The following is a 13,546-nucleotide window of genomic DNA, read 5'->3' on the forward strand; positions in this document are numbered from 1 at the left end:
AGATGGATTGCCGGGTCAAGCCCGGCAATGACGACAACAACTATGCGACGTCGACGTTACTTCTCGTTGGTGAAGATGATCGTGCCGCTTGCGGCGAACATGCCGCCGACGCCGTGGCAGACCGAGATCTTTGCGTTCGGCACCTGCGCGGGCGCAATGCCGCGCATTTGCCGGACGCTTTCCTGCAACGCGTACATGCCGTACATGCCAGAGTGCATGTAGGACAGGCCGCCGCCGTTGGTGTTGAGCGGCAGCTTACCGCCGGGGCGGGTGTTGCCGTCGGCGATGAACTTGCCGGTTTCCTCATACGGCATGAAGCCGAGGTCGCCGAGGCCGAACAGCGGCAGGTGCGCGAACGCGTCGTAGATCATCAGGTGATCGACGTCGCTGTGCTTGATACCAGCCTCGCGGAACGCGGTCGGGCCCGCCACCTTGAAGGCGCGCGAGGAGTTGAAGGTCTCCATCTGGCTGACCATCGGCGTTTCCACGCTCTCGCCGGTACCGAGCACATAGACCGGCTTGTGCGGGAAGTCCTTGGCACGATCGGCCGAGGTCATGATCAGCGCGCCGCCGCCGTCGGTGACGAGGCAGCACTGCAGCAGCCGGAACGGATAGGCGATCATCCGCGAGTTCAGTACGTCCTCGACGGTGATCGGGTCCTTCATCATCGCGCGCGGATTCTTCGCCGCCCATTCGCGCTGCACCACGGCTACCGAGGCGATCTGCTCGTGGGTGATGCCGTGGGTCTTCATGAAGCGCAGCACCGGGATCGGAAACTGGCTCGGCGGCCCGTAGATGCCGTAGGGCGCTTCGAACTGGCCCTGCAGGCTGTCGGCGGGAATCGAGCGCGGCAGTTTGCCGATCATCGACTTGCCGCTCTCGGCGTGGGTGATCAGCACGGTCTTGCAGAGGCCGGCCTCGATCGCCGCGGCGGCGTGGCGGACGTGCAGCATGAACGAGCAGCCGCCGACGGAGGTGCCGTCGACCCAGGTCGGCGTGATGCCGAGATAGTGGGCGATCTGCTGCGGCGTCTCGACCGCGGTGGCGATGCCGTCGATGTCCGACAGCTTCAGCCCGGCGTCGGCGATCGCGTTGAGCGCGGCGTCGGCGTGGAGTTGGATCTGCGACATGTCGGGGATGACGCCGAGCTTGGTGGTTTCGGCGGCGCCGACGATAGCAACCTGATTACGACGCATGATGCTTACCCCTTCGCCGGACGGAATTGCGGAAGGGTGAGGGCGTCGTCGATCTTCTGGAAGGTGACTTCCAGCTTCATATCGAGTTCGAGCGCCTCGGGCGTCTGCGGGCACTCCAGGATGTTGCTCATCATCCGCGGGCCCTCTTCGAGCTCGACTACCGCGATCGCGTAGGGCTCGGTGAAGCCGGCCGCCAGCGGCCGATGATTGATCACGTAGGAATATAGGGTGCCGTTGCCGGAGGCCTTGAACACGCTGACCTCGCGCGAGCCGCATTTCGGGCAGAACGGGCGGGGCGGGAAGTACGCGTGGGCGCAGGAATCGCAGCGCTGAAGCCGCAGTTCGCCTTGCTTGGCGCCGTCCCAGTAGTGCTGGGTTTCCGGAGTGATCTTAGGACGTGCGCGTGCGGGTTCAGCCATGTCTTAGTTTTCTCCCTGAGCTGGCTCGTGGGCCCATCGGTTGTGCGGTCTTGATGCGATATCGGCCCGCCAGCGTCAACACGCGCAGGGCGCGGAGCCTTGTGCAGGAATTGTATTCCGCAAAGCGGACAATCGCGGAGCCCGAGCGATGCGCTCAGCGCGGGGCCGGAGCAGCCGTGGCGGCGGATGGCAAAGGGTCACTTTCCGCGCTACTGAATAAGCCGATGATGTTTCCTGCGTGATCGAGACGCGCCGCCCACGTGCGTGACGATCGGCTTCCCATCGGAATGGACAGCATGACCCGACATCCCACACTCGCCGCGCTCGCGGCCGATCTCGAAGCCGGCCGCACCACCTCCCGCAAGCTGGTGGAAGACTGTCTGGCGCGGATCGCCGATCCGGCCGGCGAGGGCGCGCGCGCCTTCATTCACGTCGACCGCGACGCGGCGCTGCAGGCGGCGGACGCGATGGACAAGCTGCGCGCCGCCAAGGCGGCGCCGTCGCCGTTCGCCGGCATTCCGATCTCGATCAAGGATCTGTTCGACATCAAGGGCCAAGTGACCCGCGCCGGCTCGCGTGCGCTCGACGACAATCCGCCCGCCGACAGCGACGCGCCCGCGGTGGCGCGGCTGCGGCGCGCCGGTTTCGTGGTGATCGGCCGCAGCAACATGACCGAGTTCGCCTATTCGGGAATCGGCATCAATCCGCATTACGGCACGCCGAAAGCCGCCTATCGCCGCGACGTCGGCCACGTGCCGGGCGGCTCGTCATCCGGCGCCGCGGTCTCGGTGGCGGACGGCATGGCGCATGCCGGGCTCGGCACCGACACCGGCGGCTCGTGCCGCATCCCCGCGGCCTTTAATGGCATCGTCGGCTACAAGCCGTCGCAATACCGCGTGCCGCGCGACGGCGCGGTGCCGCTGTCGTTCTCGCTCGACAGCATCGGCCCACTGGCGCGCAGCGTCGAATGCTGCGCCACGCTCGATGCGATCCTTGCCGACCAACCGGTCGGGCCGCTGATCGCGCGCCCCTTGAAGGGCATGCGGATCGCGGTGCCGACTACTGTGGCGCTCGACGATCTCGATGCCGCGGTCACCGCTGCGTTCGAACGCGCGCTGAAGACGCTGTCGAGCCACGGCGCGATCATCGAGAAGATCGAGGTGCCGGAATTCGCCGAGGTCGCGCCGCTCGGTGCCAAGGGCGGTTTTGCCGCTGCCGAGAGCTATGCCTGGCACCGCTATCTGATCGTCGCACAAGGCGACGTTTACGATCCGCAGGTGCGCGAGCGCATCCTGCGCGGCGAGACCCAGAGCGCCGCCGACTATGTCGATCTGGTGAATGCGCGCAAATCTCTGATCGCGCGCGCCTCGGCGCGGCTCGCGCCCTACGACGCGGTGGCGATGCCGACCACCGCGATCGCGGCGCCGACCATTGCGGAGCTGGCCGACGACAAGGCGTTCACCAAGGCCAATCTGCTGACGCTGCGGAATTGCACGCTGATCAACATGATCGACGGCTGCGCGATCTCGCTGCCGTGCCATCGGGACGGCGAGCCGCCGATCGGGCTGATGCTGGCGGGCGTCAATGGCACCGACCGCGAAATCTTCGAGGTCGCGGCCGGCATGGAGGCGGTGATCCGTGGTTGATCTTGCCTTCACGCTCGACGCTGCCGGCGGCCGCACCCAACTGGCGCTGCCGATTACGACTGCGGTGATCGCCGGCTGGACCGGGCGCGATCCGGTGGCGCGCGATCACCACATCGCCGAACTCGAAGCGCTCGGCATCGCGCGGCCGGCGTCGACGCCGATCTATTACCGCGTCGCCGCGGCGCGGCTCACCGCTGCGCCTGTGATCGAAGTGTCCGGTGGCGATTCGTCCGGCGAGGTCGAGTTCGTGCTGATCGGCCATCAGGGCCGCATCCTGGTCGGCGTCGGCTCCGATCACACCGACCGCAAGGTCGAGGCGTATGGCGTCACCGTGTCGAAGCAGATGTGCGACAAGCCGGTGGCGCCGGAGCTGTGGGAGTTCGGCGAGGTCGAGGCACATTGGGATCGCATCGTGCTGCGTTCTTACGCCACGATCGGCGGGACGCGCGTGCTGTACCAGGAGGGCACGCTTGATGCGATGCTGCCAGCGCGCGACCTGATCGCCCGCGGCTTTGGCGGCGCCAGCCTGCCCGATGGCTGCGCGCTATTCGGCGGCACCTTCGCCGCCAAGGGCGGCATCCGCCCGGCATCGCGGTTCGAGTTCGAGATCGCCGATCCCGTGCTCGGCCGCGTCATCCGCCACGGCTATGACGTGGTGGATCTGCCGATCTTGGGGTGAGCAAAGCGCAAGCGCGCCATCATCACCGACCGTCATTCCGGGGCACGCGCGAAGCGCGTGAACCCGGAATCCCGAGGTTGTGACGAAGAATGGCGGCGCAGAACAGCTCTGGGTTCCGGGTTCGCGCTCCGCGCGCCCCGGAACGACGGGGCTAGAGTGCCATGAGCCGCTAACTCACTCCTTCGCCTTCACCACGCTGAACGTGCCGTTGGCGCGGGCGCAGCGGGTGCCGTCGGCGGTGACGAAACACTGCGCGACGCAAAGCTTGGCGCCGACCTTGATCACCTCCGGCTCGATCTGCAGCCATTGGCCGATCTTGGCGGGACCGATGAAGTCGATGGCCAGCGACGACGTCAACAGCCGCGCGCCGCCGCCGAGTTTGAGGCCGCAGCTGTAGCCCATCGCGTTGTCGGCCAGTGCTGTGATCAGCCCGCCATGGGCGAGGCCGCGCGAATTGGTGTGGCACTCGCGAATCCGCAGGCCGAGCATCACCGCATCCGCCGTGGTCTTGGCGTAAAGCGGCTCCCACGGCGCGGTGAGCGGGCTCGAACGGCTGTGGCGCACGAAGCCGTCAGGAATGCCGTCAGGCGCGGGGATGGGGGTCTGATCCGGCTCGGTCGTCATGCGCGTCGCTTGCCTCGCTGCATCGAACACCTTTAGACCGCACCGCAGCATCGTCCGCAACGCCGACAAAGTTTGAAGCGTGGTTTGAGAGGGTGTTTGAAACGGGGCGACGTGACGCCATGCTCCGTCATTCCGGGGCGCGAGCGGAGCTCGCGAACCCGGAATCTCGACGTTATTTGCAGGCTGTGCGCCACAGCTCGAGATTCCGGGTTCGCGCCTGACGGCGCGCCCCGGAATGACAAACTGTGGTTGTCATTGCGGAGAGCAAAGCGACGAAGCAATGCAGCTCAGCGGACGGAGCGTCTGGTTTGCTTCGCGGCGCCTGTCAGCGGGCGGCGTGCCGCGCCGACCCGTTGGCCCGCAATGGTGGGATTCCTGAGAGAGCTCAATACGGCAGGCCGACGTAGTTTTCCGCCAGCGAGGTGATCGCGGCCTTGGAGTTGACCAGGTAGTCCAGTTCGGCGGTCTGGATGCGCTGGGAGAAGGCGTCGCTGTCGGGGAAGCGGTGGAGCTGCGAGGTCATCCACCAGGAGAACCGCTCGGCCTTCCACACCCGGCGCAGCGCGTTGGCCGAATAGGCATCGATGCCGGCCTCCGACTTCTCGGCGTAGTATTCACGCATGGCACGCGACAGGTAGTACACGTCGCTGGCGGCGAGGTTGAGGCCCTTGGCGCCGGTCGGCGGCACGATGTGGGCGGCGTCGCCGGCGAGGAACAGCCGGCCGAACCGCATCGGCTCGGCGACGAACGAACGCAGCGGCGCGATGCTCTTTTCGATCGACGGACCGGTGACCAGTTTGCCGGCGGTCTCCGGATCGAGCCGGCTCTTCAGCTCGTCCCAGAACCGATCGTCGCTCCAGTCGGCGACGTCGTCGGTGAGCGGGCACTGCACGTAATAGCGGCTGCGGTGCATCGAGCGCATCGAGCACAGCGCAAAGCCGCGGTCGTGGTTGACGTAGATCAGCTCGGGCGACACCGGCGGGGTGTCAGACAGCAATCCGAGCCAGCCGAACGGATACACCCGCTCGAACGACTGCACCGCGCTGGCCGGCACGCTCTGCCGGCTGATGCCGTGGAAGCCGTCGCAGCCGGCGATGAAATCGCACACGATCTCGCGCGTGGTGCCGTCCTTGACGTAGCGCACCTTGGGATGGGCGCCTTCGAAATCGTGCAGGCTGACGTCGGTGGCATCATAGATCGTGGCAAGGCCGGCGGCATTGCGCGCTTGCATCAGGTCGCGGGTGACCTCGGTCTGGCCATACACGGTGACGCTCTTGCCGCTGGTCGCGCCCTTCAGATCGATGTGATGCCGCTTGCCGGCGAATGCGATCTCGAAGCCATCGTGCACCAGCGCTTCCTGATGCAAGCGGGCAGAGACGCCGGCCTCGTCGAGCAGATCGACCATGCCTTGCTCGAGCACGCCGGCACGAATCCGCGACAGCACGTAGTCCGGATCCTTGCGTTCCACGATGACGGCGTCGATGCCGTATTTGTGCAGCAGCTGGCCGAGCAGCAGTCCGGACGGACCCGCGCCGATGATGGCCACTTGTGTCCGCATGGTCGTTCCCCCGATGATGTTGTCGCCTCGTTACGGGACCGTCACGAAGCCGTCTAGCCGCCGTCCGGTGTCTAGCAGCTATTACGCGGCCGTCACTTGCAATGATGGTTATAACCTATAACAATGCGGCCCAAAGGCCGATTGAAGCCGACCAAGGGAGAGAGCTCGATGAGGAAGACTCTGCTCGCGCTGCTGCTTGCCGCCAGCGTGACGCCCGCGCTTGCGCAGGACAAAACCGTCAACTGGAAAGTCTCGCTGTGGGTGCCGCCGGCGCATCCGCTGGTGCCGGCGACCAAGGCGTGGGCCGAGGACATTCAGAAGGCCTCCGGCGGCAGCATCCGGATGACCGTGTTCCCGTCCGAGCAGCTCGGCAAGGCGTTCGACCATTACGACATGGCGCGCGACGGCATCGCCGACGTCACCTACGTTAATCCCGGCTATCAGCCCGGCCGCTTCCCGATCGTCTCCGCCGGCCAGCTTCCGTTCGTGTTCAAGGACGGCAAGAAGGGCACGCTGGCGCTGAACGAGTGGTACCACAAATACGCCCCGACCGAGATGAAGGACACCAAGCTGTGCTTCGCCTTCATCCATGATCCGGGCGCGCTGCACGGCAAGAAGAAGGTGCTGCTGCCGTCTGATATGAGCGGCCTGAAGGTGCGGCCGGCGCAATCGACCATCGGCGAAATGGTCAAGCTGTTCGGCGGCACCAATGTGCAGGCCTCGGCGCCGGAATCGCGCGACGCGCTGGAGCGCGGCGTTGCGGACGAGATCACCTTCCCGTGGGGCTCGGTGTTCCTGTTCGGCATCGACAAGGTGGTCAAGTATCACATGGACGTGCCGCTCTACACCACGGTGTTCACCTACAACATCGGGCTGAAGGCCTATAACGCACTGTCGGAAGCGCAGAAGAAGATCATCGACGACCACTGCACGCCGGAATGGGCCTCCAAGGTCACCGACCCCTGGACCGACTTCGAGGCCAACGGCCGCGTCAAGATGAAGGCGCTGCAGGACCACGAGGTCTATCCGCTGACCGATGCGCAGCTCGCCGAATGGAAGAAGGCGACCAAGCCGCTGCGCGACAGCTGGGCCGAGCAGGTCAAGAAGTCCGGTGGCGATCCCGCCGCGGTCGAAGCCGATCTGCAGAACGCGCTGAAGAAGTACGACGCGGGGTTGTGAGCCTCTGCGTGGTCGTTCCGGGATGCGCGTATCGCGCGCAGACCCGGAATCTCGAGGTCGCACGATCGAGATTCCGGGTTCGCTCGCTGCGCGAGCGCCCCGGAATGACTTTTTCAGTGTGATTGACGCAATACCAACGATCGAGCTCCGATGAGTTCTCCTCCCGACGACAAGCTCCGCGACCGGCTGCCTGGCGCCCTGACGACGCGGCGCTTTTCCAAGAACGGCATGGACCGTTTCATCGACGCGATCGAATGGATCGCGGCGTTCTTCGTCGGCATCGTCGCGCTGAACACGTTTCTGGCCGTGTTCATGCGCAAGTTCTTTTCGGTGACGATCCCGGACTACTACAATTTCGGTCAGTTCATGCTCGGTGTGCTGATCTTCTGGGGCATCGCCGCCACTTCCTACCGCGGCTCGCATATCACCGTCGATCTGGTGTGGGCGGCGGCATCGCCGCGCTGGCAGCGGATCATCGACATCTTCGCCACTCTGGTCCTGCTGTTCGTCGTCAGCGTGCAGACCTACACGCTGTTCGACAAGGTGGTGACCACCAAAGCCGACCACATCGTCACGATGGACCTGCAGATCCCGATCTGGCCGTTCTATCTGGTGTCGTGGATCGGCGACGTCTCCGCCGTGCTGCTGATCGCGATTCGAACCTTCCGGCTGATCTTCCATCCGGAGCAGATGCGCGAAGTGCGCATGAAGCCGGTGGAGTAAGCCGCGATGCTGACCAACGAGACGGTGGCCGCGATCGGCTTCGTCAGCCTGTTCGTCCTGATGCTGCTGCGCGTGCCGGTCGGCATGGCGATGGGCCTCGTCGGCGTCACCGGGTTCGGCTATCTCACCGGCTTCGAGCCGGCACTGAAGCTGGTCGGCCAGACCACGATGCGCACCGTCACCGACTATTCGTTCGGTGTGATTCCGATGTTTCTGCTGATGGGCGCGTTCGTGTCGGCGTCGGGCATCAGCCGCGAGCTGTTCCGCGCCGGCAACACCATCGTCGGGCATTGGAAGGGCGGACTCGGCATCGCCACCATCGCGGCCTGCGGCGGCTTCGCGGCGATCTCCGGCTCGTCGGTGGCGACCGCCGCGACGTTCTCGGCGGTGGCCTATCCGGAGATGCGCCGGTTCGGCTATCCGCAGTCGTTCTCGACCGGCGTGATCGCGGTCGGCGGCACGATCGGCGCGATGCTGCCGCCGTCGACCGTGCTGGCGGTGTACGGCATCATCACCCAGCAGGACATCGGCAAGCTGTTCATCGCCGGCATCTTGCCGGGCCTGCTGGCGATCGTGATGCACATGATCACGATCTGGATCATCGGCGTGGCGCGGCCGGGCTTCCTGCCGGCGGGGCCGAAGAGTTCGTGGGGCGACCGCCTCGCGGCGTTCCGCGACGTGTGGTCGCCGCTGCTGCTGTTTTTGTTCGTGATCGGCGGGCTGTATGGCGGCTTCTTCATCCCGACCGAGGCCGGGGCGGTCGGTGCCGTCGGCGCGTTCCTGATCGGTATCTTGCGCGGCAAGCTCGACCGCGAGGGCATCCTGCAGTCGCTGCTGCAGGCGACCCGCACCGCGGCCGCGGTGTTCACCGTGCTGATCGGCGCGCTGTGCTTCGGCTACTTCCTCACCATCACCCAAACGCCGCAATACGTCACCGAATTCCTCACCGGGCTCGGCATCGGACCTTACGGCGTGCTGGCGCTGATCCTGCTGATGTATCTGGTGCTCGGCTGCCTGATGGACGCGATGGCAATGGTGATCCTGACCGTACCGATCGTGTTTCCGGTGGTCACGGCACTCGGCTTCGATCCGATCTGGTTCGGCATCATCATCGTGATGACGGTAGAGCTCGGCTTGATCCACCCGCCGGTCGGCATGAACGTGTTCGTGATCAAGAGTGTGATCAAGGACGTCAGCATGTCCACGGTATTTGCCGGCGTGCTGCCGTTCGTCGTCACCGATCTGATCCGGCTGGTGATCCTGATCGCGTTCCCGATCATCGCGCTGTGGCTGCCGATGCGGATGATTGGGTAGTTCGAAAACCTCGTCATGGCCGGGCTCGTCCCGGGCATGACGACCACCGTGGATGTATGCGATGACGCCGACCCTCGAAACTCGCTACGCCTTCACCGTAACGGCGCGGATCGGCGAGGTGACGTCGGCCGGCGAGATCGGCAGCGGCGTGCGCCGGATCATTCCGATCCTCGGCGGCGAGGTAAAGGGCGAGGGGATCAGCGGCAAGGTACTGCCGTTCGGCGCCGATTTCCAGATCATCCGGCCGAACGAACTGATCGAGCTGGAAGCCAAATATGCGTTCGAAACCGATGACGGTGCGGTGGTCTACGTCGAAAACATCGGCATCCGGTTCGGGCCGGTCGAATTGCTGCAGAAGCTGAAGCGCGGCGAGCCGGTCGACCCCAAGCTGATCTATTTCCGCACCCGGCCGCGATTCGAGACCGGCCACCCCAACTATCAGTGGCTGATGCAGCATTTGTTCATCGGCTCCGCCGCCCGCCACGCCGACCGCGTCGTGATCGACGTGCATCAGGTGCTGTGAGCACGGGGTGCTGCGATCTTCACCCTCCCCTGGAGGGGGAGGGGCGCTCGCGCAGCGAGCGGGGTGGGGTGACAGCCTCTCGTCCTGGCATGGACTAACCTCCGGCACGGTTGCGCTCTGCCGTGGAGGGAGAAGTCGACTTGGCGTAGTGAAGCCGGGGACACTTCTGCATAGGTGAGCTTCCGTGCCTGCGTCGCCCTCACCCCGATCCTCTCCCGCAAGCGGGAGAGGGGGCGCGCCTCGCCGGGTTGCGCTGCTGTGCGACGCCGCTGGCGCACATCCAGCGCAGCGGTTTATGAGCCCCAGTCCCCGCTTTTGCACGGCAATGCCGATTGACGTCGGGCTCAAGTGATTGTTATGATCTATAACTATTCTGCACAGGACGTAATAAGTGCTCACAGGAAACGCTCAGGCCGCGACGCTCGCGGACCCGTCGACGCTTGTCGTCGACACCGTCGGCCCCGTGCTGACGATCGGTCTCAATCGCCCCAAGAAACGCAACGCCCTCAATGACGGGCTGATGGCGGCGCTGAAGGACTGTCTCACCGACATTCCGGATGAGATCCGCGCGGTGGTGATCCACGGCATCGGCGATCACTTCTCGGCCGGCCTCGACCTCTCCGAACTGCGCGAACGCGACGCCACCGAAGGGCTGGTGCATTCCCAGACCTGGCATCGGGTGTTCGACAAGATCCAGTACTGCCGGGTGCCGGTGATTGCGGCGCTGAAGGGCGCTGTGATCGGCGGCGGGCTCGAGCTCGCCTGCGCGGCGCATATCCGCGTCGCCGAGGCGTCCGCCTACTACGCGCTACCCGAGGGCAGCCGCGGCATCTTCGTCGGCGGCGGCGGCTCGGTGCGGTTGCCGCGGTTGATCGGCGTCGCCCGGATGGCCGACATGATGCTGACCGGGCGCGTGTATTCGGCCGCCGAGGGCGTCATGCACGGCTTTTCGCAATATCTGATCGACAATGGGGCGGCCTATGACAAGGCGCTGGAGCTCGGCAATCGCGTCGCGCAGAACGCGCCGCTGACGAATTTTGCGGTGCTGCAGGCGCTGCCGATGATCGCCGAGGCCAATCCGCAGACCGGCCTGTTGATGGAATCGCTGATGGCGACCGTGGCGCAGAGCGACCAGGAAGCCAAAACGCGGATACGCGCTTTCCTCGATCACAAGACAGCCAAGGTTCGGCCGAGCTGAACGGAGCCGTGATGGACGCCATGACCGATCCCATTGCATTCGCCGCTACTGCCGACGGGCGTGACGCGGCTCACCCGCTGCGCGATATCTCGTTCGGCGAGATCGGCATCGCCACCGAGCGCAAGCCGGATGGCACGATCTACGTGCGCTCGACCACCACGCTCACCGATTATCCGGTGCGGATCACCGACCGGCTGCATCATTTTGCCGAGATCGCGCCGGACCGGGTATTCATGGCCGAGCGCAACGGCGAAGGCGGCTGGCGCAAGATCAGCTATGCCGAGATGCTGCGCGCCGCGCAGACCATCGCCTCGGCGCTGATCGCGCGCGGCCTGTCGGCCGAGCGGCCGGTGATGATCCTGTCCGGCAACTCGATCGACCATGCGATCGTGATGTTCGGCGCGCTGTATGCGGGCGTCGCAATGTGTCCGGTGTCTCCGCCATATTCGCTGGTGTCGAAGGATTACGGCAAGCTGCGGCACATCGTAGGGCTGCTGACCCCTGGCCTGATCTTCGCCGACGACATCACCGCCTTCGCCCCAGCGATCCTCGCCACCGTGCCGGAGGACGTCGAACTCGCTGCCACGCGTGGCGAGGTCAAGGGGCGCAAGGTGACGTCGCTCGGCGAATTGCTTGCGACGCCGGAGCATCCTGAGCTGGCCGCCAAGCACGAGGCGATCGGCCACGACACCATTGCGAAGTTTCTGCTGACCTCGGGATCGACCGGCAATCCGAAAGCGGTGATCAACACCCAGCGGATGATCTGCGCCAATCAGGTAATGATCCGCGAGGCGATGGCGTTCCTGAAAGACGAGCCGCCGGTGATTGTCGACTGGCTGCCGTGGAATCACACCTTCGGTGGCAACCACAATATCGGCCTGACGCTGTTCAACGGCGGTTCGATGTATATCGACGACGGCAAGCCGACGCCGGCCGGGATCGCCGCCACCATCCGCAATCTGCGCGAGATCGCGCCGACGGTGTATTTCAACGTCCCGAAGGGATACGAGTCGCTGCTGCCGGTGCTGCGGGAAGACCAGCAGCTCCGCAAATTGTTCTTCAGCCGCCTGCACGCGATGTTCTTCTCCGGCGCCAGCCTCGCGGCGCACGTCTGGAGCGGGCTCGACGAGGTCGCGGTGGCGGAGACCGGCGCGCGCGTGCCGATGCTCACCGGTCTTGGGGCGACCGAGACCGCGCCGTTCTTCATGTCGGTGACGCCGCAGACGTCGCGTTCGGGCCATGTCGGTCTGCCGGTGCCGGGCAACGAGGCCAAGCTGGTGCCGAACAACGGCAAGCTCGAAGTCCGCGCCAAGGGGCCGAACATCACGCCCGGCTATTGGCGCGCTTCGGAGTTGACCGAGAAGGCGTTCGACGAGGAGGGCTTCTACAAGCTCAACGACGCGCTGAAGCCGGTCGATCCGAACGATCTTTCGAGGGGCTTCGATTTCGATGGCCGCATCTCGGAGGACTTCAAGCTGGCGTCGGGCACCTGGGTCAGCGTCGGTCCGCTGCGCGCCAAGTTCATTGCTGCCTGCGCACCGCTGGTGCGCGACGTGGTGATCGCCGGGCTCGACCGCGATTATGTCACCGCGCTGGCGATCCTCGATCCAGACGGCTGCAAGCTGATCAACGCCACGCTGCCGCTGGAGGATCTGGCCGGCATGGCGGCCGACCATCTGATCCGCGAGGCGTTCCGCGAGCGCTTCGCCACGCTGCTGACGCAGGCGACCGGCTCATCGAACCGCGTCACCCGCGCCGTGCTGCTCGGCGAGCCGCTGTCGATCGATAAAGGTGAGATCACCGACAAGGGCTCGGTCAACCAGCGCGCCGTGCTGGAATATCGTGCCGCGCTGATCGCCGACCTGTACGCAGACCCGCCGCCCGCGCATGTGATCGCGCTGGAGTGAGGGGCAATGGTCTCCGTCATTCCGGGGCGCGGACGCAGTCCGCGAACCCGGAATCCCGAGATGATCTGTGCAAGAGATTCCGGGTTCGCCGCTGCGCGGCGCCCCGGAATGACCAACTGAGAGGTAGGCGACTTTCGATGTTCACCAACCGCCGTGAGGTGCAGATCCAGTGGGGCGATTGTGACCCGGCGGATATTGTGTACTACCCGCGTTACTTTGCGATGTTCGACGATTCCACCTCGGCGCTTTTTGTCGCAGCCGGATGCTCGAAGCGCGACCTGATCAAGGTCTATGGTCTGGTCGGGATTCCGATGGTGGATACCCGCGCCAAGTTCTACATCCCCTCGACCTATGGCGACGTGATCAGCATCGAAAGCCGGATCGAGCGGTTCGGTCGTTCCAGCTTCGAAGTGGTGCACAAGCTCTTCAAGGGCGAACAGCTGGCGCTCGAAGGCTTCGAGACGCGGGTGATGGTCGGCCGCCATCCGGACGATCCAGGCCGGCTGAAGTCGGTGCCGGTGCCCGAGGAGGTGAAGGCGAAATTCATGCGGGGCTGACTCGCCGCCGGTGATGCCGTAAA

13 protein-coding genes are annotated in these 13,546 nt (G+C 65.3%); 9 read left to right on the forward strand and 4 right to left on the reverse strand.

What is annotated here, in order from left to right:
- Positions 1–56: 56 nt before the first annotated feature.
- Positions 57–1,196 (reverse strand): thiolase C-terminal domain-containing protein, encoded by a 1,140-nt coding sequence (locus RPPS3_RS08875; RefSeq protein WP_107343749.1) that lies wholly within the window; start codon positions 1,194–1,196, stop codon positions 57–59.
- A gap of 5 nt (positions 1,197–1,201) precedes the next feature.
- Entirely contained in the window at positions 1,202–1,615 is a 414-nt protein-coding gene (locus RPPS3_RS08880; RefSeq protein WP_107343750.1) for a Zn-ribbon domain-containing OB-fold protein, read from the reverse strand.
- A 296-nt stretch (positions 1,616–1,911) separates the two neighbouring features.
- Between RPPS3_RS08880 and RPPS3_RS08885 the strand changes: the two genes are divergently transcribed.
- Both RPPS3_RS08885 and RPPS3_RS08890 read left to right on the forward strand, forming a co-directional pair.
- Positions 1,912–3,261 (forward strand): amidase, encoded by a 1,350-nt coding sequence (locus tag RPPS3_RS08885; protein WP_107346515.1) that lies wholly within the window; start codon positions 1,912–1,914, stop codon positions 3,259–3,261.
- Complete coding sequence (locus RPPS3_RS08890) at positions 3,254–3,940, forward strand: DUF2848 domain-containing protein (RefSeq protein ID WP_107343751.1); 687 nt, start codon at positions 3,254–3,256, stop codon at positions 3,938–3,940. Before RPPS3_RS08885 ends, RPPS3_RS08890 begins: the two co-directional genes overlap by 8 nt.
- A gap of 174 nt (positions 3,941–4,114) precedes the next feature.
- Here the strand turns inward: RPPS3_RS08890 and RPPS3_RS08895 are convergent, their stop codons facing one another.
- The gene (locus RPPS3_RS08895; protein WP_107343752.1) at positions 4,115–4,564 is read right to left on the reverse strand and encodes a PaaI family thioesterase; all 450 of its coding nucleotides are present in this window, start codon (positions 4,562–4,564) and stop codon (positions 4,115–4,117) included.
- Positions 4,565–4,949: 385 nt separating this feature from the next.
- A complete protein-coding gene (pobA, locus tag RPPS3_RS08900) occupies positions 4,950–6,122 on the reverse strand; it encodes a 4-hydroxybenzoate 3-monooxygenase (RefSeq protein WP_107343753.1) in 1,173 nt (390 codons plus the stop codon).
- 168 nt (positions 6,123–6,290) lie between these two features.
- Here pobA and RPPS3_RS08905 point away from each other — a divergent pair, with 168 nt between their 5' ends.
- The 7 genes from RPPS3_RS08905 (at position 6,291) to RPPS3_RS08935 (ending at position 13,523) form a co-directional block, all read left to right on the forward strand.
- Complete coding sequence (locus RPPS3_RS08905; protein ID WP_107343754.1) at positions 6,291–7,301, forward strand: TRAP transporter substrate-binding protein; 1,011 nt, start codon at positions 6,291–6,293, stop codon at positions 7,299–7,301.
- A gap of 228 nt (positions 7,302–7,529) precedes the next feature.
- Positions 7,530–8,024 (forward strand): TRAP transporter small permease, encoded by a 495-nt coding sequence (locus RPPS3_RS08910; protein WP_041810326.1) that lies wholly within the window; start codon positions 7,530–7,532, stop codon positions 8,022–8,024.
- Between the two features lie 6 nt (positions 8,025–8,030).
- Positions 8,031–9,338: a TRAP transporter large permease gene (locus RPPS3_RS08915; protein WP_434006775.1), complete on the forward strand. Its 1,308-nt coding sequence runs from the start codon at positions 8,031–8,033 to the stop codon at positions 9,336–9,338.
- A gap of 61 nt (positions 9,339–9,399) precedes the next feature.
- Positions 9,400–9,861 (forward strand): DUF3237 domain-containing protein, encoded by a 462-nt coding sequence (locus tag RPPS3_RS08920; protein WP_107346517.1) that lies wholly within the window; start codon positions 9,400–9,402, stop codon positions 9,859–9,861.
- A 391-nt stretch (positions 9,862–10,252) separates the two neighbouring features.
- Positions 10,253–11,059, forward strand: a complete 807-nt coding sequence (locus RPPS3_RS08925) for a crotonase/enoyl-CoA hydratase family protein (RefSeq protein WP_107343755.1) — start codon at positions 10,253–10,255, stop codon at positions 11,057–11,059.
- 11 nt (positions 11,060–11,070) lie between these two features.
- Positions 11,071–12,966: a feruloyl-CoA synthase gene (locus RPPS3_RS08930; protein WP_107343756.1), complete on the forward strand. Its 1,896-nt coding sequence runs from the start codon at positions 11,071–11,073 to the stop codon at positions 12,964–12,966.
- 137 nt (positions 12,967–13,103) lie between these two features.
- Complete coding sequence (locus RPPS3_RS08935) at positions 13,104–13,523, forward strand: acyl-CoA thioesterase (protein ID WP_107343757.1); 420 nt, start codon at positions 13,104–13,106, stop codon at positions 13,521–13,523.
- Positions 13,524–13,546: the final 23 nt, after the last annotated feature.

Source organism: Rhodopseudomonas palustris (genome assembly GCF_003031265.1).
GTDB lineage: Bacteria > Pseudomonadota > Alphaproteobacteria > Rhizobiales > Xanthobacteraceae > Rhodopseudomonas > Rhodopseudomonas palustris_H.